This window comes from Pedobacter frigiditerrae (genome assembly GCF_032678705.1).
Taxonomy (GTDB): Bacteria; Bacteroidota; Bacteroidia; order Sphingobacteriales; family Sphingobacteriaceae; genus Pedobacter; species Pedobacter frigiditerrae_A.
On the sequence record NZ_JAVTSS010000001.1, the window covers coordinates 1,537,185 to 1,561,954 of the forward strand.

21 protein-coding genes are annotated in these 24,770 nt (G+C 33.2%); 12 read left to right on the forward strand and 9 right to left on the reverse strand.

The features are described 5' to 3' along the window. The first annotated feature begins 18 nt into the window (after positions 1–18). The 6 genes from gyrA (at position 19) to R2Q59_RS06165 (ending at position 8,098) form a co-directional block, all read left to right on the forward strand. Positions 19–2,613 carry a DNA gyrase subunit A gene (gyrA, locus tag R2Q59_RS06140; protein WP_316766944.1) on the forward strand — a complete coding sequence of 865 codons (2,595 nt, stop codon included), beginning with the start codon at positions 19–21 and terminating at the stop codon, positions 2,611–2,613. 102 nt (positions 2,614–2,715) lie between these two features. After that, positions 2,716–3,804: a tetratricopeptide repeat protein gene (locus R2Q59_RS06145; protein ID WP_316784440.1), complete on the forward strand. Its 1,089-nt coding sequence runs from the start codon at positions 2,716–2,718 to the stop codon at positions 3,802–3,804. A gap of 78 nt (positions 3,805–3,882) precedes the next feature. After that, positions 3,883–5,016, forward strand: a complete 1,134-nt coding sequence (locus tag R2Q59_RS06150) for a hypothetical protein (protein ID WP_316784442.1) — start codon at positions 3,883–3,885, stop codon at positions 5,014–5,016. A 109-nt stretch (positions 5,017–5,125) separates the two neighbouring features. After that, positions 5,126–5,536 carry a hypothetical protein gene (locus R2Q59_RS06155; protein ID WP_316784444.1) on the forward strand — a complete coding sequence of 137 codons (411 nt, stop codon included), beginning with the start codon at positions 5,126–5,128 and terminating at the stop codon, positions 5,534–5,536. Positions 5,537–5,573: 37 nt separating this feature from the next. Continuing rightward, positions 5,574–6,776: a DUF763 domain-containing protein gene (locus R2Q59_RS06160; RefSeq protein ID WP_316784446.1), complete on the forward strand. Its 1,203-nt coding sequence runs from the start codon at positions 5,574–5,576 to the stop codon at positions 6,774–6,776. A gap of 113 nt (positions 6,777–6,889) precedes the next feature. Continuing rightward, positions 6,890–8,098 carry a TCR/Tet family MFS transporter gene (locus tag R2Q59_RS06165; RefSeq protein ID WP_316766955.1) on the forward strand — a complete coding sequence of 403 codons (1,209 nt, stop codon included), beginning with the start codon at positions 6,890–6,892 and terminating at the stop codon, positions 8,096–8,098. On the opposite strand, the gene R2Q59_RS06170 is transcribed toward R2Q59_RS06165, so the two are convergent. Beyond that, entirely contained in the window at positions 8,095–9,447 is a 1,353-nt protein-coding gene (locus R2Q59_RS06170; RefSeq protein ID WP_316784448.1) for a PhoH family protein, read from the reverse strand. The two genes, R2Q59_RS06165 and R2Q59_RS06170, sit on opposite strands and share 4 nt — an antisense overlap. 1,000 nt (positions 9,448–10,447) lie before the next feature. Between R2Q59_RS06170 and R2Q59_RS06175 the strand changes: the two genes are divergently transcribed. Both R2Q59_RS06175 and R2Q59_RS06180 read left to right on the forward strand, forming a co-directional pair. Further along, positions 10,448–12,604 (forward strand): FUSC family protein, encoded by a 2,157-nt coding sequence (locus R2Q59_RS06175; protein WP_316766962.1) that lies wholly within the window; start codon positions 10,448–10,450, stop codon positions 12,602–12,604. A 64-nt stretch (positions 12,605–12,668) separates the two neighbouring features. Then, positions 12,669–13,079 (forward strand): organic hydroperoxide resistance protein, encoded by a 411-nt coding sequence (locus R2Q59_RS06180; protein ID WP_316766965.1) that lies wholly within the window; start codon positions 12,669–12,671, stop codon positions 13,077–13,079. An 86-nt stretch (positions 13,080–13,165) separates the two neighbouring features. Here the strand turns inward: R2Q59_RS06180 and bioB are convergent, their stop codons facing one another. From bioB to R2Q59_RS06205, 5 genes are all read right to left on the reverse strand, one after another. Then, positions 13,166–14,167: a biotin synthase BioB gene (gene bioB, locus R2Q59_RS06185; protein ID WP_316766968.1), complete on the reverse strand. Its 1,002-nt coding sequence runs from the start codon at positions 14,165–14,167 to the stop codon at positions 13,166–13,168. A gap of 44 nt (positions 14,168–14,211) precedes the next feature. After that, the gene (mgtE, locus tag R2Q59_RS06190) at positions 14,212–15,561 is read right to left on the reverse strand and encodes a magnesium transporter (RefSeq protein ID WP_316784450.1); all 1,350 of its coding nucleotides are present in this window, start codon (positions 15,559–15,561) and stop codon (positions 14,212–14,214) included. 584 nt (positions 15,562–16,145) lie between these two features. Further along, entirely contained in the window at positions 16,146–16,631 is a 486-nt protein-coding gene (locus R2Q59_RS06195; RefSeq protein WP_316784451.1) for a hypothetical protein, read from the reverse strand. Between the two features lie 284 nt (positions 16,632–16,915). Next, the gene (gene corA, locus R2Q59_RS06200) at positions 16,916–18,031 is read right to left on the reverse strand and encodes a magnesium/cobalt transporter CorA (protein WP_316784453.1); all 1,116 of its coding nucleotides are present in this window, start codon (positions 18,029–18,031) and stop codon (positions 16,916–16,918) included. A 3-nt stretch (positions 18,032–18,034) separates the two neighbouring features. After that, positions 18,035–18,640 (reverse strand): WbqC family protein, encoded by a 606-nt coding sequence (locus R2Q59_RS06205; protein ID WP_316784455.1) that lies wholly within the window; start codon positions 18,638–18,640, stop codon positions 18,035–18,037. 37 nt (positions 18,641–18,677) lie between these two features. Here R2Q59_RS06205 and R2Q59_RS06210 point away from each other — a divergent pair, with 37 nt between their 5' ends. Together R2Q59_RS06210 and R2Q59_RS06215 are read left to right on the forward strand one after the other, a co-directional pair. Further along, entirely contained in the window at positions 18,678–19,547 is an 870-nt protein-coding gene (locus tag R2Q59_RS06210) for a lysophospholipid acyltransferase family protein (RefSeq protein ID WP_316784457.1), read from the forward strand. Between the two features lie 4 nt (positions 19,548–19,551). Continuing rightward, positions 19,552–20,568 carry a glycosyltransferase family 2 protein gene (locus R2Q59_RS06215; RefSeq protein ID WP_316784459.1) on the forward strand — a complete coding sequence of 339 codons (1,017 nt, stop codon included), beginning with the start codon at positions 19,552–19,554 and terminating at the stop codon, positions 20,566–20,568. Here the strand turns inward: R2Q59_RS06215 and R2Q59_RS06220 are convergent, their stop codons facing one another. Next, the gene (locus tag R2Q59_RS06220; protein ID WP_316784461.1) at positions 20,569–21,294 is read right to left on the reverse strand and encodes a TlpA disulfide reductase family protein; all 726 of its coding nucleotides are present in this window, start codon (positions 21,292–21,294) and stop codon (positions 20,569–20,571) included. A gap of 8 nt (positions 21,295–21,302) precedes the next feature. Beyond that, entirely contained in the window at positions 21,303–21,719 is a 417-nt protein-coding gene (gene aroQ / locus R2Q59_RS06225; RefSeq protein ID WP_316784463.1) for a type II 3-dehydroquinate dehydratase, read from the reverse strand. 59 nt (positions 21,720–21,778) lie between these two features. Between aroQ and xerD the strand changes: the two genes are divergently transcribed. Continuing rightward, positions 21,779–22,678 carry a site-specific tyrosine recombinase XerD gene (gene xerD, locus R2Q59_RS06230; RefSeq protein ID WP_316784465.1) on the forward strand — a complete coding sequence of 300 codons (900 nt, stop codon included), beginning with the start codon at positions 21,779–21,781 and terminating at the stop codon, positions 22,676–22,678. Positions 22,679–22,715: 37 nt separating this feature from the next. Here the strand turns inward: xerD and prmC are convergent, their stop codons facing one another. Continuing rightward, on the reverse strand, positions 22,716–23,636 hold the full coding sequence (gene prmC, locus R2Q59_RS06235) for a peptide chain release factor N(5)-glutamine methyltransferase (RefSeq protein ID WP_316784467.1): 921 nt from the start codon (positions 23,634–23,636) through the stop codon (positions 22,716–22,718). Positions 23,637–23,720: 84 nt separating this feature from the next. On the opposite strand from prmC, the gene ribD reads away from it, so the two are divergent. After that, a complete protein-coding gene (gene ribD, locus R2Q59_RS06240) occupies positions 23,721–24,767 on the forward strand; it encodes a bifunctional diaminohydroxyphosphoribosylaminopyrimidine deaminase/5-amino-6-(5-phosphoribosylamino)uracil reductase RibD (RefSeq protein ID WP_316784469.1) in 1,047 nt (348 codons plus the stop codon). Positions 24,768–24,770 lie beyond the last annotated feature (3 nt).

Consider the following 24,770-nt stretch of genomic DNA (forward strand, 5'->3'; position numbering starts at 1 on the left):
TAGCGAACAATATTATTTATGGCAGAAGATTTAGAAAATCAAGAGAACGACAAAATCATTTCAATAAACATAGACGAGCAGATGAAGTCTGCTTACATCGATTATTCGATGTCTGTTATTGTAAGTAGGGCTTTGCCTGATGTACGTGACGGGTTAAAACCAGTACACCGCCGTGTTTTATACGGTATGTTAGACTTAGGTTTAGGTGCAGGAAAACCTTATAAGAAATCTGCACGTATTGTAGGAGAGGTATTGGGTAAATATCACCCTCACGGAGATTCATCAGTTTATATGACAATGGTACGTATGGCTCAAGAGTGGAGTTTACGTTATTTAATGGTTGATGGACAAGGTAACTACGGTTCTATTGATGGAGATTCGCCTGCAGCGATGCGTTATACAGAGGCACGTTTCCAGAAAATGGCTGAAGAAATGTTGGCAGATATCAATAAAGATACTGTTGATTTTCAGTTAAACTTTGATGATTCGTTACAAGAGCCGACAGTATTACCTGCAAAGGTTCCAAACTTGTTGATCAATGGTTCATCTGGTATTGCAGTAGGTATGGCAACCAATATGGCGCCACACAATATTACTGAGGTTATCAATGCAACTGTTGCTTACATCGAAAACAACGAAATTACCATTCCTGAGTTAATGAAATTTGTAAAAGGCCCTGATTTCCCGACAGGAGCTATTATTTATGGTTATTCAGGTGTTCAGGATGCTTTCGAAACTGGTAGAGGCCGTATCGTAATGCGTGCTAAAGCTGAGATTGAAACCGTAAAAGACCGCGAAACAATTATCGTAACCGAAATTCCTTATCAAGTAAATAAGGCAATGATGATTGAGCGTACCGCTGAATTGGTTGGCGAGAAAAAACTGGAAGGTATATCTAACATTAAAGATGAGTCGAACAAGGATGGTATCCGTATCGTTTACGAAATTAAACGTGATGCCAATGCAAGTATCGTTTTAAACAACTTATACAAACAAACTGCTTTACAAACATCTTTCAGTGTAAATAACATTGCCTTGGTTCATGGCCGTCCGCAAATGTTAAACTTGAAAGACTTAATTCGTCACTTTGTTGACCACAGACATGATGTTGTTGTTCGTAGAACGAAGTTTGAATTAGCAGAAGCTGAAAAACGTGCACATATTTTAGAAGGTTTATTAATTGCTTTAGACCATATTGAAGAAGTAATTAAATTAATTCGTGCATCAAATACGCCAGAAGAAGCAAGAGTTGGCTTAATGGAGCAATTCGGCTTGAGCGATATCCAAGCAAGAGCAATTTTAGACATGACCTTACGTAGGTTAACAGGTCTGGAACGTGATAAGATTAAAGATGAGTACGCAGAATTGATGAAAACCATCGAGTATTTAAAATCAATTTTGGATAGCGAAACTTTAAGAATGCAAATTATTAAGGATGAATTAGCTGAAATGCTTGAGAAATATGGCGATGAACGTAGAACAACTATCGTTCACTCGGCAGAAGACATGAGTATGGAAGATTTCATCGAAGATGAAGAAGTTGTAATTACCATTTCTCACGAAGGTTATATTAAACGTACACCAGCTTCAGAATACCGCACGCAAGGTAGAGGCGGAAAAGGTTCAAAAGGAAGTGATTCTAGAAATGAAGATTTCATCGAACATTTATTAATTGCTTCGAACCATAATTATATGTTATTCTTTACCGAAGCGGGACGTTGTTTCTGGTTAAGAGTTTATGAAATTCCAGAGGGAAGTAGATTAAGTAAAGGAAGAGCATTACAAAATATCATCAATATCCCTAAAGAAGAAAAGGTTAAGGCTTATATCAAGGTTAAAAATTTAAAAGACCAAGATTATCTAGAGAATAACTTCATCATCATGTGTACTAAAAAAGGTACCATTAAGAAAACTTCTCTAGAAGCTTATTCTCGTCCACGTGTTAATGGTATTAATGCTATTAACATTAACGAAGGCGACCAATTGTTAGAAGCAAGCTTAACAACTGGAAGCAGTGAAATTGTAATGGCTTTACGTTCTGGAAGAGCAATCCGCTTTAACGAAAGTACGGTTAGACCAATGGGAAGAACTGCAACAGGAGTAAGAGGCGTTACTTTAGCACATGATAAGGATGAGGTTGTAGGTATGATTGCCATTGATGACCCTTCTGCAACTGTATTAGTAGTTTCTGAGAAAGGTTACGGCAAGCGTACTGATATTGACGATTATCGCGTTACAAACAGAGGAGGTAAAGGAGTTAAAACAATTAACGTTACTGAAAAAACTGGCGCATTAGTTGCTATTAAAAATGTAACAGATGCTGATGACTTAATGATTATCAATAAATCTGGTATAGTTATTAGGATAGTAGTGAGCGAGTTAAGGGTTATGGGTAGAGCAACACAGGGTGTTAGATTAATTACTTTAAAAGGTAATGATGAAATTGCATCTGTAGCTAAAATTGAACACGAAGATGAGATTGAAGAAGTAGAAGAAGGTGTGGTTGTAGAGGGCTCAACAGAAGAAACTGCCACAGATTCGGTAGAAACAACAGGAGAAAAACCTACGGAAGATAACAATCCTGATACCGAAGAAGAAACAGAAGAGAATTAATATAATTTCGAAAAAAAATAAAAAATGGAACTATCAAGATTTGACAAATCAAAAAAGCAAATCTTTATAGTTTCATTACATTAAAAAACAACTAAATACAATATGAAAAAATTACTTTTAAGTATGTTATTTGTAGGTGTGGCTACACTTGCTAATGCTCAAAAGAGTGAAGTTGCTGAAGCAAAAAAAGCATGGGATTTATTCACATTAGTAAGTGGGGGCAAACAGCCTTTCGATAAAACAATGGCGAGCTTAAATAAAGGCTTAGGTCATACAGATCTTGCAATAGCAAATGAAAAGTCTAAAGTAATGCCTGATGCATGGTCTTATAGAGCATTATTTGCATCCTCAATTGCATTGACAGATTCTGTAAATATTGAGAACTCTGTTGCGAAGCAAAAAATAGCAGAAGAAGCAATTGAAAAAGCGAAAAGCCTTGACGCTAAATCTTCGGAAAAAGACAACATTGCTTTAGCGCAAACTAACATTATAAATGCAATAAGCGGAAGAGCGGTTAGAGCATATTATAAAAAAGATTATGCTGCTGCTTTAGTTGGGTTTAATCAATTAATTGCATTGAATCCAAATGATACTTCTATGATTGTTAATGCAGCGGTAACAGCTAAATTAGCAAAAGACTATCCTCAAGCAATTGAAAAGTATAAAAAAGTAATTAGTCTTAATGTACCTAATGCTAAGGATTTTTATTCTGATGCAATTAACACTACCCTAGAATTTGTAAAAGATACTACTGCTGCTTTAGCCTTACTTAAGGAAGCATCTATTAAATTTCCTGATGATGCTGCTTTTATTGGTGTTGAAACTGATATATACATTACAAGAGGGGATATTGTTAAATCTCAAGAGATGTTAAATAAATTAATAGCTAAAGACCCTAGTAAACCAATTTATCATCATCTAATGGGAGATACTTATTACAAGCAAGCCTTAGAAATTCAAGCACAAAAAAACAAACTAGATCAGAAGAAAATTAAAGAGCTTGATGCTTTGACAGTAAAAATGACCAAACTTATTGATCAAGCTTTGCCTTTTTATAAAAAAGCAACTGAATTAGATACAAATTATGTACCTTCTTTAGAGTCGTTGAAACAGATCTACGGCTTTAAAAATGATGTGACTAATTTTAATGATGTTAAGAAAAGATTAGACGCCATTCCTGCAAAAAACTAGAATGTAAAAATGTTTTTAAAAGAGGGATTAATCATCCCTCTTTTTTTTTGTTATTTTTGTGATATCAATACCCGTGAAATGATAAATAAGTATTTAATCTCGCTATTTCTCTTAATTAGTTTCCAAGCTGTTGCTCAAACATCTCAAGTTCAAATTGCACAAAATAGCGTAGGAAAACTTCAGGCAAGCATTGCAAATAAAGAAGATTTTAAAAAGCAACTGACTATAATAGGTGAGGGGATGAAGGCTCTGGAATTAGCTCAAGTAGATAAAAAGACCAAAAATTGGCCAGAAACTTGGGCTATCAAAGCATATTTAAGCTCTTATGTAGCAATTATTGATGATAATGAAACCAATGCAGATAAATACTATGGTTTAGCAGTTGAAGCCTATGAGAAAGCAAAAACATTAGATAAATATCAATCTAATGGCGCCTTAGTTACAGCTGCAAATCACAACATCAATATCAAAAAGCAAAAAGATGGTAATAAAGCTTACCAGCAAAATGATTTTATTACTGCATACAAACTATTAAAACAAGTAAGCGATTTCTTTCCTACAGATACAACTTTAGCAGTAAATACAGCAATTTGTGCACAGAATATTCAATATTACAACGAAGCTTTAACCTATTATAAAAGAGCTAAAGAAAATGGCATCAAGAATCCAATTGTATTTCAATATCTTGCCAATATGTATAGCTCAAAATTTGAGAGTGAACTTGCCATAAAAACTTTAGAGGATGGATTAATAATTAACCCATATCATCCGTATTTAACCAACGATTACATTAATCTATTGCTAGATAATGATAAGTATGATAAAGCAGTTAAAATTATCGAAGGATCAATATCTACCGAAAAAAGAAATAAATTGTTACTTTATCTTTATGGCTATCTACAGCAATCAGAATCAAATAATAAATCAACCGCAGAGCTAGCTTTTAAAAAAGCTTTAGATATCGACCAAAATTATTTTGATGCATTATATCAATTAGGATTAGTTTATATAAATAATTCTAATGAGAGCTTAAAGGAAAAAAACAAACAAAAGATGGGCTCCTTTATTAATCGTGCGGAAATAACTTTATTAAGAGCTCATGAGATTAATCCAAATGATAGAAATACAATTCAACTTTTAATTCAAATCTACACAAGGAAGAACAGATTGGATAAAGTTCAAGAATTAAGAAGAAAACTTAACGAGTTTTAATTTAGTTGTCAGTGTGTATATGATATGTTGTAAAATATTACTTAACATAATATTAATTATAGGACAATTAAAATTCGTGTATTTTTATTAAATTTATTTTAAAAATAATATGAAACTTCTATTTTTTAATCTAATTTTTCTAATCACTTTCAGCAATATTTATTCACAAAATAAAATTGATTTCTCTGGCACATACAAAGCAAAATCTATTACCTTGGGTGATGCCTTCGTTAAAGTGGATAAAGAGAATAATGCAGTCTTTACTGTGGTTAACAATTACAGGTATGAATGCAACTGTAAAATACTTAACCAAAATACGCTAGGTTGCTATATGGTTAAATTACTCGATGGCAGAAATATTTTGAATCCTAAAGCAGGAGAATTTCTTTTTGCCATTATTTACGAAAATGGAAATTATTTTCCTTTTTTTAGAGGCGATAATCCACCATTTACCAACAGCTTACCGGCCGACAAATTAATTATGAAAAAAGATGCTAAGAAATTTATCAAGACAAAATAAGAAATTTTAATTTCATTTTACTAAATTTGTTAGTATTATGAAGAGAGCTGGAACTGCAGATTTGCCTTTACATTACGGTCACGTTCCGTTATGGCTTGCCGAAAGAATGGGTAAGTTAGGTTTAGCAATTACAGAAGAAATTATAGCAAATAAAGGAAAGGATGATTTTTTAGCTAGAATGAGTAACCCATTTTGGTTTCAAAGCTTAGGAGCGGTAATGGGAATGGATTGGCACTCATCTGGAATAACAACTTCAGTTATGAGGGCGTTAAAAAGAAGTATAAATCCACTTGCTAAAGAATTTGGGATTTATATTTGTGGTGGAAAAGGAAAATTATCTCGTCAGACACCAATGGAGTTAGCGAAGTTTTCAGACTCGAATGGATTAAATACAAAGGATTTGGTTAGATGCAGTAAACTAAGTGCAAAAGTTGATAATACTGCAATTCAAGATGGCTTTCAATTATATCAACACAATTTCATTATAAGTAATGAAGGAAATTGGACGGTTATTCAGCAAGGAATGAATGATAAAAGTTCTACAGCACGTAGATATCATTGGCATTCATCAGCTATAAATTCTTTTACTGAAGAGCCTCATACCTTTATTTATGGGAAAAATCAAGGAGAGATTTTAAATCTAACCGATAAAAGAGCTACTCCACTAAAACAATCAATGCTTAGTATAACTTCAGAGTCTCCAAATAGAATGATAGCTGAAATTAATAAACTGGTTATGCCAAATCATCACGATGTGAAAGCAAAAGATATTGATATAAAAAGATTAGGTGCTATTTTATGGTTAGCTCAAGACAAAAACATTTCGAATTTTGATGAACTTTTATTGTTGGAAGGGCTTGGTCCTAGAACTTTGCAATCTTTAGCTTTAGTTAGTGAAATAATTTATGGAAATCCATCAAGATTTAAGGATCCAGCTCGTTTCTCTTTTGCCAATGGCGGAAAAGACGGCTACCCCTTCCCTGTTCCTGTGAATGTTTATGATGAAACCATAAAAACTTTACAACGTGCAATTGATAAATCTAAATTGGGCAACTCTGATAAGACACAGGCCATCAAATCATTATCTCAAATTTCTCAACGAGTTGAAAAAGATTTTATCCCCAATGAAAATTTTGATGAACTAATTGAGAAAGAAAGAAATGAATCTTGGAAATTTGGAGGAAGAACTGTTTTTGGGAAAGCTAAACCTCCTGTTAATGAGCAATTAAACTTATTTTGATGATATTGTTAATGAATTTAGAATTGGTAAATTACAAACTGGATATTATGAAGTTAAGCCATCATTAGAATTATTTAAGTTTAAAAACTATATTTTTACATCAAACCTTTACAATGACCACAAGAAAATCAGCCCTAGGCTTTATATTTATTACCATATTAATTGATTGTATTGGTTTTGGAATCATAATTCCGGTATTACCTAATTTAATTAAAGAACTTTCGGGTAAATCTCTAGCTCAAGCATCTGAGATTGGCGGTTTGCTCTTATTGGCTTATGCAATTTCTCAATATCTTTTCTCGCCTGTCGTTGGTGGTTTAAGTGATAAATATGGAAGGCGAATTATTTTACTAATCTCATTATTTGGTTTAGGTGTTGATTACATTTTTCTCTCGTTCGCACAAACGATTGGTTTATTATTTCTGGGAAGAATTATTGCTGGAATTACAGGTGCAAGTTTTACCACGGCGATGGCTTACATTGCCGATATTAGTACACCAGAAAAGAAAGCTCAAAATTTTGGATTAGTTGGAGTTGCCTTTGGTATTGGTTTTATTATTGGGCCGTTAATTGGGTCATTCGCAAGCCATTTTGGTATTAGAGCACCATTTATGGTGGCGGCTGCTTTATCTTTAATCAATTGGTTATACGGTTATTTCATTCTTCCTGAATCATTGGCTAAAGAAAAACGTAGAGAATTTTCATGGAAAAGAGCAAACCCAATTGGCTCATTAATTAGTGCATCAAAATATCCAGCAATTATCGGGCTTATAACTGCTTTACTTTTACTTTATATTGCCAGTCATTCCGTACAATCAAACTGGGGTTTCTATGTTATGGAAAAATTTAAATGGGATCCTGCAATGATAGGTTATTCATTAAGTATAGTTGGTCTATTTGTAGCAATAGTACAAGGTGGACTTATAAGGATTGTAATTCCAAAAATTGGAGCGAAAAATGCTATAATGCTAGGATTTAGCTTATACATTATCGGATTTCTTTGCTTTGCATTTGCTCCAAATGGCGTAATGATGATGATTTTTATCCTTCCATATTGTTTAGCTGGTATTGGAAATCCTGCCATGCAAACCATTATATCAAATCAAGTACCGGATAATGCGCAAGGAGAAATACAGGGGATTATTACAAGTATGCAAAGTTTAGGGGCTATATTTGGGCCCATAACTATGGCTTTTATATTCGCTTATTTTATCAATAAAAATAATAGTATTTATTTTCCAGGAGCACCATTTATCTTTAGTGCGATAATAACACTAATTGCCTTACTAATAGCAGCAAGGGCCTTAAGAAAGCACCATTAAAGTAATTCTATTGCCAAGTTTGCTAGCTCACTCCTCTCCCCTTTTTGTAGGGTTATGTGCGCATATAGCGGATGTTTTTTTGCATTTTCTATTAAATAGGATAATCCGTTACTCTCAGAATCTAAATATGGTGTATCAATTTGATAAATATCTCCAGTAAATACAATTTTTGTATGTTCACCAGCTCTTGAGATAATGGTTTTAACCTCATGTGGTGTTAAATTTTGCGCCTCATCAACAATGAAGAAAATTTTAGTAATTGTTCTTCCACGGATAAAAGCAAGTGGGGCAATTTGAATTTTTTCTGTACGGATTAATTCATCAATCTTGAAAAGCATTTTCTCATCCCCAGCAAATTGTTCTCTTATAAACTTTAAATTATCCCATATTGGTGCCATATAAGGGTCTATCTTGGCCTTAACATCACCTGGTAAAAAACCGATATCCTTGTTACTTAGCGGAACAATTGGTCTGGTTATGTAGATTTGCCTGAAATCTTTTCTTTGCTCTAAAGCTGTTGCTAAGGCCAATAAAGTTTTACCAGTGCCAGCATTTCCTTGTATACTAACTAATTTAATATCGGGGTTTAGTAAGGCATCAATGGCAAAAGATTGTTCCGCATTGCGAGGATAAATATTAAAGGCAGATTCTTGAAAAATAAATCTTAAGTTTTTAGCAACCTTATCATAAAATGCAATTGCACTTTTCTTCTTGTTTTTTAAGACATAAAAATGATTCGAATCTGTATAGGGTAACATTAAGGACGAAGCATCAACAATTCCGCTATTTTTTAGCTCATCAATTATTTCGTTAGAAAAATCTGATATTTCCGTCTTACCAGTATAAAGTTCATCAGCATTTTTAATTTTACCAGTTTCATAATCCTCTGCATACAAGTCTAAAGCTTTAGCTTTTAAACGCAAACAAATATCTTTTGAAACCAATATAACCTTACGTTTTGGATTTTCTTCTTTTAAAGCTAGCGCAGCATTTAAAATGCGGTTATCAAATTTCCCATCACCAAATAGCTTTTCTGCATTAATTTTTTTTGGATGTTCATCTAAAACAACCTTAAATTTTCCCAGACTATTTTTCTTTAGGTTAAACCACTTGTTAATCAAATGATTTTTAGATGCCTTATCTATCAATCTTATGAAATTCCTAGCTTCAAAATTTCTTGTATCGTTACCACTTTTAAAATTATCTAATTCTTCTAGTACTAATATCGGAACAGCAACATCATGTTCTTGGAAATTATTTACAGCATCATGGTCATAGAGAATAACTGATGTATCTAAAACAAATATCTTTTTCGAGGAATTTTTATCTTGAAGTGCAGCCTTTGACATAATACCTTAAATTTAGTATTTACCATTTAAAGATTATAGTTATTTAGAATAAAAAAGCTGTAAAAAGAAAAACGGAGACCCTCTTCTTTCGATTTGGTTCTCCGTTTTAACCTTATCCTTAACCGTAGTCAAAAATATGGCATCAATTGAATATACTTAACCTAATTCGTGGTTCTGTTCATCTTGCGAATTCCTGAACTCGTTTATAACCTATTATTTATATTGCTTTACTCCGTAAAATGCGGCAATTAATAATAGTGCCCGATATTGCTTTTCAAACTAATTACTGGTTTTACAACCGTTAAGTCTTTCAATTATCCGTTCTTGCGAGTGATTATTTGATAACTTAATTTTTTACATGCTAACCGTCTTGCGACTTCTTAATGTAAAACGATTTTGCATTTTGCAACGCTTGTCGAATTTGTATCAAATTAATTATAGGTCTTAAACCTGGTAGTTATTAGAAACTTATCTTTCCCTTTCGGGTGATTGAGTTTTAAATTACTTTAATCTTTTACATGCTATCCGTCTTGCGACTTCTTAATGTAAACCGATTAACATTTTGCAATGTTTCTCGAATTTGATGTTAAAGCTTTGAATACTCCCAAAAAGTTTAGCCTTGCGACTTCATTTTTGTTTTGGATTATTCTATCAGACTGTCAAAGTACTTCGTTATTGATATCATCTAAATTAGTGTCTAAAGCAATACTTGTCAAGTAAAATCGATTTTTCTTTTTAACAAGTTATGAACCTTAATAATTAGGTTATCAACATATTAAATAATCAAAAAACATAACTATTAGCGAGAATGTATTGTTTTACCATTATATTTTTTGATGTTATTAACAATTGCTTCAAATTGTCTTGTTCACATTTTAGCTAAAAAAAGAGTAAAATAGAAAATGATATTCTGCTTGATTTTCTCTTTTATGCAAGAATGTTTGTTTTTAAAGTATGATTTTCGAAGCTTTTTAAGACCTAAATAATGTAAATTTGTGTCATGTTCAATCAACCAATTAGAAATATACAAGACTTTTTGCTGAGTACCTATTTTGCAGATGGCTTACGTATTACAATTGGTGTACTTTGCCCCTCTTTGCTTTTAGCCCAATTTGGTATGTTGCAATACGGAATGACACTTTCCTTAGGTGCGTTATGTATTAGTGTGGTAGATTCTCCAGGCCCTATTGTGCATCGCAGAAATGCAATGTTAATTACAACTGTGTTAATTTCTGTCATCTCAATTATTGTAGGTTTAACAAACAAGAGCATCATTGTAACTGGAACGCTATTGGTTATTTGCAGTTTCATATTTTCAATGCTCTCTATTTATGGAGATAGAGCTGCTTCCATAGGTATTTCTGTTTTACTCATCATGGTTTTGAGCATTGATGACATTAGGCCATGGAGAGAAGTTTTATTTTATGCCTTATTGATTTTTGTTGGCAGTATTTGGTATACGCTACTAAGTTATTTCGTTTACAGGCTTCGTCCATACAGGTTAGTACAGCAAATATTAAGTGATTCTATTTTACAAGTTAGTGAGTTTTTGAGAGCAAAAGCAAAGTTCTATCATGAAAATGCTGATTATGAAAAGAATTACGCAGAGCTATTACAATTGCAGGTACATGTTCATGAAAAGCAGGATGAAGTTAGAGAGGTTTTATTTAGGACAAGGGAAATAGTAAGAGAATCTACACCAGAAGGAAGATTTTTGTTGCTTGTATTTGTAGACATGGTCGATTTATTTGAACAAGTAATGTCTACCTATTACAATTACAAACAACTACACGAGCAGTTCGATTCCATTGGTATTTTACCCCAGTATGAAGATGTAATTAATAAAATTGCAACGTCGCTGGATGAAATTTCATTTGCATTGAAAAGTGGTGGAACACCAACATTAGCTCATAACTTGGTAGATGATGTAGCAAAGCTAAAGGAAGAAATTACTAAGCTAGAAGTTAATAGTGATGAAAAATATACTACACTTGGCTTAATAGCTTTAAAGAACATTGAGGTAAATATTGAGAATATCGTTTCGAGAGTAAAAACTATTAATGGTTATTTCAACAAAAAGGAAAAGAAGAATTTAAAGAGCAGAGACATTGATGTAGATAAATTTGTAACCAGGCAAAGCACAGATGTTAAATTACTGCTTGATAACTTAACCTTTAGCTCTTCTACATTTAGACACTCACTTCGTGTAGCAATAGTAATGTTGATTGGTTTTGTAGTTGCCAAAAGTTTAAATTTTGAACATAGCTATTGGATACTCTTAACTATTCTGGTTATTTCTAAGCCTGGATTTAGTTTAACAAAAGAACGAAATATCCAACGTTTAATAGGGACTATTGTTGGTGCATTTATTGGAATGGGCATTTTAATGTACATTAATGATAAAAATACACTATTTGTAATCCTGTTAATCTGCATGATTGGCAGTTATAGTTTTCAGCGTAAAAATTATGTTGTCAGCGTGCTGTTCATGACACCTTACATTTTGGTGCTTTTTGATTTCTTGGGAATGGGAAGCATGTCTATTGCTAGAGAAAGGATTTATGACACGTTGATTGGTTCAGGAATTGCATTGCTGGCAAGTTATTCTTTATTCCCTAATTGGGAACACGAAAAGCTAAAACAAGCAATGATGGATATCATTAAAGCAAATTCCAATTATTTTAAGGAAGTAACTTTACTTTATTTTGAGCAAACACATAACTTAACTAATTACAAATTAGCTAGAAAATCTGTTTATGTGAGCACATCAAATCTTGCTTCTTTATTTCAACGGATGTTCTCTGAACCTAAGAGTAAACAAATGCACATTAAAGAATTACATCAGTTTACAGTGTTAAATCATCTGCTATCATCTTATATAGCAACATTGTCATTGTATAAAAAAGAGCATCAATTTGTTCATAGTAATTTTGAAGAATTAAAACCAGTTTCTGAAAATACGTTGTATTTGTTAAATCTATCTTCTGAAAATTTATTAATTCATCAAGAAAATATTAGTAACGTTCCTTTAATTCGTAGAAAAAATATTGCAGAACCAAATATTGAGGATGAAAATATGATTATTGCAGAACAGTTTGATTCAATTCAAAAAGTAGCTTATGATATTTTTAAATTAGCAGAGAAACTTAAAATTTAAAGTTGTCAGCTTAAAACAAAACCTTATTAGCTAATAATTTGTTTAGAGAATAAAGGATGTTATTATGAATAAGTTATATACAGGTGCTGTTGAAGCAAAAGGTGGTAGAGATGGGCACGTTAAATCTAGTGATGGAATTATAGATTTCGAACTAAAAAAACCAAAAGAATTAGGTGGACAAGGTGGTGCTACAAACCCAGAGCAGTTGTTTGCTGCAGCTTGGGGTGGTTGTTATTTAGGTGCCTTAGGTAGTGTTGCAGAACGTGAAGGCGTTGATACAAGCGAAGCAACAGTTAATGTTCAAGTATCTTTTAATGAAGATGGTAAGGAATTTGCACTTTCTGCAGACTTGGATGTGCATATTCCAAACATTTCACACGACGAAACTCAAAGATTAGCAGATATGGCACATAAAGTTTGTCCGTATTCTAAAGCTACCAAAGGTAATATAGAAGTTAGGGTTACCGCAGTTTAAAATAAAAACAATGGAGAAAGCCGCAGATTCGCAGATTATTAATCTGCGAATCTGCGGCTTAAACTTTAGCCTAATAATTAAAAATATTATACTGTAACCGCTTCTTTAATTGTATTTTCTGGTCTGCCATTTTTAAAGGCTTCCCTGGTTTTTAAGCCTAACAATTCAAACATCGCCATATCATCTACAAAAGATGGGTTCGGAGTAGTTAATAATTTATCTCCTGCAAAAATAGAGCTCGCACCAGCCATGAAACAGAAAGCTTGTTCTAAAGTGCTCATTTCCATTCTTCCAGCACTTAAACGGACAACAGAATTAGGCATTACAATTCTTGCCGTTGCAATCATTCTTACCATATCCCAAATTGGTACACGTGGTTGGTCTTCCAGAGGTGTTCCTTTTACAGGCACCAATGCATTAACAGGAACCGATTCTGGGTGTTTTTCCATATTGGCTAATGTTTGTATCATTGCAATTCTATCTTCTGGCGTTTCGCCTAAACCAATAATACCACCACTACAAACTGTTAATTTTGCTTTACGTACATTCTTAATTGTATTTAAACGGTCGTCATAAGTACGGGTAGAGATAATTCTTTTATAATCATCTTCAGAAGTATCTATGTTATGGTTATAGGCATATAAACCTGCATCAGCTAAACGTTGTGCCTGATTTTCAGTTAACATCCCCAAGGTACAGCAAACCTCCATGTCCATATCGTTAACTGCCTTAACCATTTCAATAACACGATCAAAATCACGATTATCTCTCACTTCACGCCAAGCAGCACCCATACATAAACGAGATGCTCCACCCTCTTTTGCTTTTACGGCAGCACTAACAACCTGACCAATTTGCATTAAGGGCTGTACCTCTAAGTCAGTATGGTAACGGGCAGCTTGCGGACAGTAAGAACAATCTTCTGCACAGCCACCTGTTTTTATAGATATCAATGAACTAATTTGAACCTCATTGTAATCTTTTTGCTCACGATGAATACTTGCAGCTTCGTAAACCAAATCTAAAAATGGCTTATGATAAATTGCTGAAATTTCTTCCTTTGTCCAATCGTGTCTTAATGTTTGCATATTTTATTTATTCGTTTTATTAATATGTTCTATTTAATCTCGTTTTATAAAAGTAGTTTACTAGCTAATCCTAGTAAAAGTAAAAATCCGAAAACGTCTGTAAATGTCGTAATAATTATAGATGATGCAATAGCTGGGTCAATGCCAACTCGTTTTAGCACCAAAGGAATACTCGAACCAGTAATCCCTGCAATAACTAAGTTACCAGTCATAGCCATAAAAATAACTAAGCCTAACATTGGTTGTCCATCAAAAAAGTAAGCAAAAATAAATACGATTAAGCCTGTTACAGCACCATTAATTAAACCTACTGTAAACTCTTTTAAAACAGTTCTATAAGCTTGATTGTCTGTTAAATCATATAATGAAATACGCCTAACCGTTACGGCCAAGGCTTGCGTGGCTGCGTTCCCTCCCATTCCTGCAATGATTACCATATAAGCAGAAAGTACAGCTAACTGACTTAAAGTACTTTCATAATGACGAACAACCGCCGATGCCAGAAAAGCTGTACCTAAATTGATAATTAACCAAGGTAGGCGAGATTTTACCGCTTCAATCCAGTTACCACTTAATTCTTCGTCTTCAGATACCCCAGATATTTTCAGGAAATCTTCTGTATTCTCATCTTCTAAAACGTCAATCACATCATCAAATGTAACACGTCCTAGTAAATGCATTTCATCATCAACAACAGGAATACTGGTTAAATTATATTGGGAAATTAGCTTTGCTACCTCTTCTTGGTCAGTTTCTGCTTTAACATAAACCACATCTGCATTAACCATATCGGTTATTTTGGCATTGCCTTTAGCTTTAATGATGTCTTTTAAAGAAACAATTCCTTTAAATATATTGTCGTCATCAACAACGTTTACGGTATAAAATTCTTCAATCTCTTCACTCTGTCGAATGATTTCGTCGATTGCATCTTTTTTAGTGAGGTTTAGGTTAATTCGGATAACTTCGGTATTCATTAAACCACCAGCAGTTTCCTCATCGTAACTCATCAAGTTCCTGATGCTCGATGCATCGTCCTCACTCAGGTCTTCAAGAATTTCCTTTTGTTCGTGCTCCTCTAATTGCGAAATAATATCCGTCGCATCATCATAATCAAGCTCTTCAACAATTTCGGTACGTTTGTCTGGATGTAACTGCAAAAGCAATTCTTCAGGATGCGCTTCTTCATGCATCTCAGAAATTACCTCAGAAGCAATTTCAACATCCAACAAATTGATGATTCTTTGCTGGTCTTCACTACTTATGCTTTCAAATAAAATAGCAATTTCAGAGGCGTGATATTCCGCTAGCGTAGCTTTAAGTAGTTCATTATCACCACTTATTGCTTGCTTCAGTTTAGAAACGTCTGTTTTATCTAAATCAAATGATTGCATAAGCTACTAAGATAGAAATAATTTATTTTCAAAATGCCACAAAAAGCCATTTAGAATAGATATAAAAGGTTTTTTAACATTAGAAAAACAGTGGCAGAATTTCTTGGCATCCCGATAACTATCGGGAGCATTCCTTCTTTTCGTTGCTGCCGAGAAAAACGGCATACACTTCTCCCGATAGCTATCGGGAAAGGTTTATAGAACTGAGGTAGTGGTTCTTTTGAGCAGTTCCGTCATTACAAGGAGGAAAGACTAAGCAATCCTGAATATCGAGATAGTAATCGTTCATGCTTATGAAACTCTAGGGCTTAACCAGAGGATTATTAGAGGCTCTAATATAAACAATTAAATTTTTAGAGGATTGATGGCAGTACGGATTATAAATGCTAATAAAAATTTATAAAACTTGTTTTTAGACCTCAACGGGGTCTAATGTTTATAGCTAAAACATAATTATTATGTGCGACCCCAGCTGGGGTCGAATGTATGCATTGTAATTACTATACATATATTATCCCTCTGGGATAATTGAAACGTAGGCTCCGCATGTGATTAGTGATATCGGGCAACCCACTTGAAGCATTTTAAACCTTAAAAAACAAATCTATTTTATCGACTAAAGATTTCATAGTTTCATTATGATTAATTGCATAATGTAACTCTGCATTAATTGATTTATCTACCACAACCCCATCTCTAATTTTTAATAAATAAGGGAAGCCTTTCTTATCCTTAATGCCATATAATGCAGTTGAAATGTAAGATTTATTAAAATCTGAAACAGGAATTCTACCATCCAAAAAAATGACATTTATATTGGTGTCAAGAAAGGGTAAGACTTGTTGCTCAATTAAATTTTGTACTGACTGTTTATTATTGTAACAAAAGAAATTACATCCATTAATCATTAATAAATATTCCTGATAAGCTTTAAAACGTGCCTTATTTGTAAAATGATTATTAATGTTGGAAATAAATATTATTGGTGAAATAAGTATAATTAATGGAATAGCAATAATGATTATTATTGCAACGATTAAATTATCTTTTATAATTCTAATAAACTTCATTGATAATATTTGTCTCAAATTACTAATCTTTTTGTTGGCTCTATTACCTATAAAAATCAAACTTTTGTTAACTAAACCCGATAGTCGTGGATGCCATTCTTTATGGCAGTAACAATAGCGGGACAGAACCCTTAATTGGAATACAGGTTTTGCTTTTCAAATTAATATTTATCAAGAGGAGATTGTTTCGGGCGATGAAGAATCGACCTCCGAAAAGTCGGAGCAGGCTCTCGCAATGACGACTTATTCTTATTCTAATAAACTTCGCCCAATGAACCAATGAACTACTTAAACCAGCCCTTCCTCCAAAAGTAAATTACTTGTACAACCGCAATTATTCCCATCACTATCATAGTGTATAAATAACCATGTTCTTGATAGAGTTCTGGCATATTTTGAGGTAATATTTTTCCAGTAACTGGGTCTTCCCTACTAAAGTTCATACCGTAAATACCTGCAATAAATGTTAGCGGAATAAAGATAGATGAAATGATAGTTAACACCTTCATAATTTCATTCATCCTATTGCTAATGATAGATAAATACATATCTATATTACTTGCCGAAATCTCCTTTAAAGATTCAACCATATCAATGATCTGTATGCAATGGTCGTAAGCGTCACGAAGGTAAACTTTAGTGGCTTCACCAATCAGCGGACTATCAGTTCTTAAAATGTCATTCATCTTATCACGTTCTGGCCAAGCAACTCTTCTCAAGGTAATTAGGTTACGCTTAATTAATTGAGTGTCGTACATGATAGTTTTATCTGGTTTTTCAAATAATCTATCTTCTATCAAGTCTAGTTGCTCGCTCCAAGAACCTAAAACGGCAAAATATTCATCAACAATCATATCCATTAAGGCGTACATCAAGTAACTGCTTCCGCCAATGCGAATATTACCTTTTCCTATTTCTAAACGATTACGAATTGGGTCTAAACAGTCTTCATACTTATCTTGAAAAGTGAATAATACGTTGCTGGTTAAAATGAAAGATAATTGTTCGTTCTCTAAACTATTTTCTTCATCTAGAAATAACATCCTACTTATGGCAAAATCGTAGGCACCATATTCCTCATATTTAGGGCGTTGGTAAGTCCTCGTAATATCTTCTAAAATAAGCTTGTTGATATTCCAATCCTTGGTTAAGGTTTCGAATAGTTGAATAGAGTTAAAGCCCTTTATTTCAACCCAATAATTATGGATTGTATCAGTTAATCGTTGTTTTAAACCTTCAATGTTTTCAAGCTTCTCTACATTATAATAACTCTCATTATAACTATATAAATTGATATGAGGAGCTAAAGAATTTTCATCAATATAAACCATACCTGGACTAGAACCAGGACTTGGTAGAGCATAGCGATGTTTATGATGTTTGTGTTTGCTTCTAGCCATCTATTAAAGATATGATTTTGTCTGTGGACCTTGATTAAACAATAAATCTACAATACTTAAGTTTGAGATAAATTCATTTCTATCGCTAAACACTTGGAAATAGCTTTTCGTTTCAACCGAATGAATTGTTTTTTTGTTAAAGCTATCTCTCAAATCTAAGCCATCAATTTCCTTAAAATATTCTTCTGTAAAATTAAGGGTTGAATTAAATTTCATTTGCTTTAAAAGCCAACTCAATAGTTCTAAGTTATAATCAAAAAGGAAATCATATTTTTTTTCATAGAATGGAGCTAATCCATCTTCGTAATATTCAAAATAAGCAGAACTTCTATAACAAGTTTGTAAGCTTAACCAATGTAAACGCTGCCATTTTGAATCGTAACTAATTTTAACATCTTTAAATGGTGTACGGACTTTTGAACCTTTTATTACTGGAATAAATAAATCTAATATACCATCCGGCGAAGCAATACTTACTCGATTACGAAATGTTTGCTTTGGGAAATGCTCATGTTTTTCTATTAAAAAATTTAAATCATTCTCTTTTAATGCAGTGAAGTAACTAACTGGCGGAAGATAAAAAAGTGGAAATATAGCTGAACTTTGCATCTGTTATTTTATGTTTGCAATCTAGGCATCGAAATTAATGATTAAAAAAGGCTTTTTGCATATCGGGTTATTTTTTTTGTATCTGTTATCTCTTTTGCCATTAGCTGTGCTACATTTTTTTGCAAGATTACTTTATTACCCACTCTATCATATTATAGGCTATAGAAGAAAAGTAGTGAGAGAAAATGTGCAAAAATCTTTTCCAGAAAAGAGTTTTGAAGAAATCATTCGCATAGAAAAAAGCTTTTATAAATATTTGGCAGATTTGATTTTCGAAATCATAAAGTTAAATACAATTTCAGAAAGCGAACTACGTAAACGAGTTAAATTTAATGGTCTAAGCCAAATTGAGGCCTATTTTAGCAAAGGAGAAAGTGTGTTGGCCTGCACTGGTCATTATGGAAATTGGGAATTATGTATGTTAGCTTTAGGATTAAACCTTAGTGCCACTGAATATGTGATTTATAAGCCTTTGGCCAGTGAAGTTTTTGAAAAATGGTTTCAAAAGCTAAGAACTCGTTTTGGAAATGAATTTGTGCCAATGCGCCAAACTTTAAGAAAGGTAATCGCCACAAAAGACCAGCCAACTATGTTTTGTTTTGCTGCCGACCAAACACCTGTTAAGGAAGAAACACAGTATACTTTACAATGGTTAAATCAGCCTACTGCAGTTTTGTTAGGTTTAGAGAAAATAGCACTACAGACTAATAGGCCAATATTTTATTTTGATGTAATTAAAGTTAAACGAGGTTATTATGAGGTTGATTGTTTGTTATTATGCGAAGAACCAAAAGCGACTGAAGGCCACGAAATAACCGATTTATTATATGAGTTTTTAAATAAAACCATTCAGCGTGAGCCCCCTTTTTGGCTTTGGAGCCATAGGCGATGGAAATTTGTAGTTTAGAGATATGGCACCAAGTGTAGCAGTTGTAATTTTAAATTGGAATGGTAAAAATTTGTTAGAAAAATTTTTACCAAGTGTTATGCAATCTAAGTATCAGAACTTACAAATAATAGTAGGTGATAATGCTTCTACTGATGATTCCGTTGAATTTATCAAAACAAATTATCCTCAAATAACTGTTCTAACTAACGATAAAAACTACGGTTTTGCTGGTGGATATAATCACATTTTAGAAAGAGTAAATGCTGATTATTTTGTGCTACTAAACTCTGATGTTGAAGTTCCAGAAAATTGGATTAAACCAGTTATAGACTTAATGCAGAGCGATGAAAAGATTGCTGTTGCTCAACCAAAAATAAAATATCAAGTTGAAAAAGACCAATTTGAATATGCTGGTGCGGCTGGTGGATTTATGGACTTGTACGCTTACCCATTTTGTAGAGGAAGAATTTTTGATGAAGTTGAGTTAGACAATAATCAGTATAACTCAAATACAGATATCTTTTGGGCAAGTGGTGCTGCTTTTTTTATTAAAAGCAAAGCTTGGAAAGAAGTGAATGGCTTAGATGCAGATTTGTTTGCCCATATGGAGGAGATAGATTTATGCTGGCGGTTAAAGAACTTGGGTTATAGAATTGTTGCTTGTGCAGATGCAGAAGTTTACCATTTAGGTGGCGGCACATTAAATGCAATTAATCCCTTTAAAACCTATTTAAACTTTAGAAACAACCTAATTATCATGCAAAAGAATTTGCCAAAGGGTGATGCTTATACCTTAATTTTTGCTAGGATTTGGCTAGATTTTGCAGCTTGGTTACGGTTTTTATTAAAAGGGAAACCTAAATTTACATTAGCTATTTCTAAAGCTCATTTTCATTTTTTTAGAGACTTGAATAAAACAGCTGCAAAAAGAAGCGACAAACAGATTCCTTTTAAAAATCATATTGGCGTTTATAAACACAGTATTGTCTGGGCTTATTTCGTTAAAAAATTAAAGAAGTTTAATGACTTAAGATGGTAATTAAATGCCTTTTAATTGTTCACCAATTGTTTTTTCTATCCAATAAACCGTATTTCCTGTTAAGCCTATTGTACTGAATTTAATCAAGCTATCTTTACCTACAATTACATGTGTAGGATAACCATCAATTTCATATTTCTGAGAATAATATCTTCCATCATCTACTATATTGTAGTTAAAAGCAGTTGTTTTCAAAAACTCTTTAAGCTCAGATTTACTATCTAAAGCAACAGCAATAAATACTACATCTTTATTGTCTTTGTATTTTTCTACTACTTTGTTTAATTCAGGGATTTCTTGCTTGCAAGGTGGACAGTTGATAAACCAAAAATTGATAACGTAAATTTTATCTACAGCTGTTTTTAAATCGTATTTATTACCATTGATGTCTGTAAACTTATCACCGTTAAACTTCTCTCCTTCTTTTAATGAGGCTGCCTGACGAGGTTTTGGCATATTAAGCATCGCCGCTTTTTTTCTTTCAGCTGCCCTTGCTTTCTCGACATCATTCATTTTGTAGGCTACAAATTCTTCTGACCCTTGTGGTCTTCTTAAATTATATTCACCAGTTTCCATTAATTTCTGCCAAATTGCATAAGGCAAAACTGTTCCCGAACTATCTTTTACAACTGTATTCTGGTCTAATTTTGTAGTTGTTCTTGTTGTTATTTGTGCATGGGCATTAACGGCAAAAAACAAGCTTAGTATGAATAGGTATTTTTTCATCTCCATAATTATTTTAATAAACTTTCAATTGCTAAACGATAGCCATCTAAACCAAAACCTGTTAAAACGCCTTTACAGTTTTTCCCTGTTAAAGAAACGTGGCGAAATTCTTCACGAGCATAGATATTAGAAATATGTACCTCTACAACAGGGGTTCTTATAGCTGCAATGGCATCAGCAATTGCTACAGAAGTATGTGTGTAACCTCCTGCATTAATGATAATGCCATCGTAAGAAAAGCCAACTTCGTGTAATTTGTTAATCAACTCCCCTTCAACATTGCTTTGGTAATAATCAATTTCTATAATGCTGTACATTTCACGCAGTTGCGAAATATAAGTTTCAAATCCTTCTGAGCCATATATAGAAGGTTCACGTAAACCTAAAAGATTTAAATTTGGACCGTTGATTATTTGTATTTTCATACGTTTTAGTTTGAAATGTTGTAACGTTGCAATGTTATAAAAAAAACTCAAGAAATTTAATGAATACCCAATCTTATCTTAAAGGTTTTAAGGATTATTTAAAATTAGAACGTTCACTTTCCAAGCATTCTATTGAAGCTTATTTAACTGATGTAGATAAATTGGTCCAATATTATTTGGCTATAGATAAAGATTTAAATCCTAATCTCGTACAATTATCAGATTTGAGGGCATTCATCACATGGCTAAATGAAATTGGAATGCAAGCCAATACGCAGGCAAGAGTAATTTCTGGTATTAAAGCCTTTTTTAATTATTTAACGCAGGAAGAAATTATCGAAGATGACCCTACTGCATTATTAGAAGCTCCTAAACTAACTAGAAAACTTCCAGATACTTTAAATATTCATGAGATTAATAAACTAATTGATGCCATTGATGCTTCAAAACCTGAAGGAATGCGTAATAAAGCCATAATTGAAATGCTCTATGGTTGTGGGCTTCGTGTTACGGAATTGGTAGAATTGAGGATTTCTAATATTTATGCTGATACAGAATTTATTAAGGTAATTGGAAAAGGGAATAAAGAACGTTTAGTGCCGATTGGTTCTGTCGCTTTAAAACTATTGGAAATCTATGTAAATGAAGTACGTGTCCATTTGAACATTAAACGTGGGCATGAAGATTTTATATTTTTAAATCGTTTGGGAAGTAGGTTGTCACGTATTTCGGTTTTCACATTAATCAAAGATTTAGCTGCTAAAGCGGGTATTCACAAAAGTATCAGCCCACATACTTTACGCCATTCTTTTGCTACTCATTTAATAGAAGGTGGTGCCGATTTAAGGGCAGTTCAAGAAATGCTTGGACACGCAAGCATAACCACTACAGAGATTTATACACACTTGGATAGGGATTATTTGAGAAGTGTGATTACGCAATTTCATCCGAGGAGTTAATCCCCCTTACCCCCAAAGGGGGATTGCGAAATGTATATTAGCGTCCTGAAAAGCCCCCTTTGGGGGTTGGGGGATTTGTCTTAATCATCCTATCTTTCCCTTGCATATCTTTTCTTAACTCAATGTTTTTAAAACCTTTATCTTTTAATAAATTAACCGTTTGTTCACCAAGGTATTCATTAATTTCAAAGAATAGTAATCCATTGTCTGATAAGTTTTTCAGAGCAAAATCGGCAATTGCTTCATAAAATATTAGCGGATTTTCATTGCTTACAAACAATGCCCTATGTGGTTCATTAGCTAATACATTTTGATGCATTGATGGTTTCTCATCTTCTTTGATGTATGGAGGGTTGCTAACGATGATTGAGATGGGTAATGGAAGATGTAAAACGGAAGATGTAAGAATATCATCCTTAATAAACTCAACTTTAACATTGTTTAAATTAGCATTTTGCTTTGCTGTTTCTATCGTATCTGCTGCAATGTCTAATGCATAAACTTTTGTGTGGGGAAGGTTTTTCTTTAGCGAAATAGCTATACAACCGCTTCCTGTGCCAATATCAAGTATAGTTGGGAGTTGATGGTTTGTAGTTTGGAGTAATGAATTGCCAACTGAAAACTGAGAACTGCAAACTGTAATAATCCATTCCACCAATTCTTCTGTTTCTGGTCTTGGAATTAATACAGATTCATCTACTTTAAAGGTTAAACCATAAAAATGAGCTTCGCCTAAAACGTATTGAATTGGCCTTCCAGTCTTTAGTTCATTTAAAATAGTAAGAAACTTAGCAACTTTTTCATCTGTTATTTCTAATTCTTTTTTTAATAGATAATCAGCTCTGCCAAAATTTAAAAGATGTTGAAGTGTAACCAAAAACAAAGCATGACTTTCATCTTCCTGATAAATAGCGGTTAAGCTTTCATTAAAATTTTGAGCTAATTGTTTTAATTGCATTTGCTGTAAAAATAGTGATAATCATACGAATTGAATGCGCAAATCAAAAATCTTAAATCGAAAATATAACCTACATTTGTAGCAATGACCGATGAACTTTATATGCAACGCTGCCTTGAATTGGCAAAATTAGGAATGGGAAATGTGAGCCCAAACCCTATGGTTGGTTGCGTAATTGTTCATGAAGGTCAAATAATCGGCGAAGGTTATCATCAGAAAATTGGTGAAGCCCATGCTGAAGTAAATGCCATTAATAATGTATTTTCAAACTTTGTTGAAGCAGCCCCTGCCCTTTTAAAAAATGCCACGGCCTATGTGAGTTTAGAACCTTGCGCTCATTTCGGAAAAACTCCACCTTGTGCAGATTTGCTGGTTAAACATCAACTCAAAAAAGTTGTAATCGGCAACACAGACCCGTTTTCTGAAGTAAATGGAAAAGGGATTGAAAAGCTAAAATCAGCTGGTATTGCAGTCGAAACTGGAATTTTAGAAAAAGAATGTTCTTATCTAAATCGAAGGTTTTTTACCCGAATTAAACAGCAAAGACCATTTATAATTTTAAAATGGGCGCAAACCGCTAACGGTTTTTTCGCACCAGCGGATGACTCTCAGCAATGGATTTCTGGACCATTGGCAAAACAATACACCCACCTGTGGAGAACTGAAGAAGATGCAATTTTAGTTGGTAAAAAAACTGCATTGGTTGATAATCCTCAGTTAACAGCTAGAAATGTTGAGGGGAAAAATCCAATCAGAATAATAATTGATAAAAATTTATCCATTCCATCAACCCATTACATTTATAACAAGGAAGCAAAAACAATTATCTTCAACGAAGTTAAAACCGATGTTACTGATAATATCTACTTTGTGCAGATGGAAGACATGCAGTTTTATTTAGCTCAAAAATTAGCCTTTCAGTTGTATTTAATGGATATTCAATCTGTAATTATTGAAGGTGGAGCCCAAATGCTAAACCAGTTTATTGAAGCAGGTTTATGGGATGAAGCAAGAGTTTTTACAGCCAAAACAGTTTGGGAAAATGGTATTAAAGCGCCACAGTTAATTGGAAATGTAATTGAACATATGCAAATTGGCGATGATGAATTAACAATAACTCAGCATATATAAAGA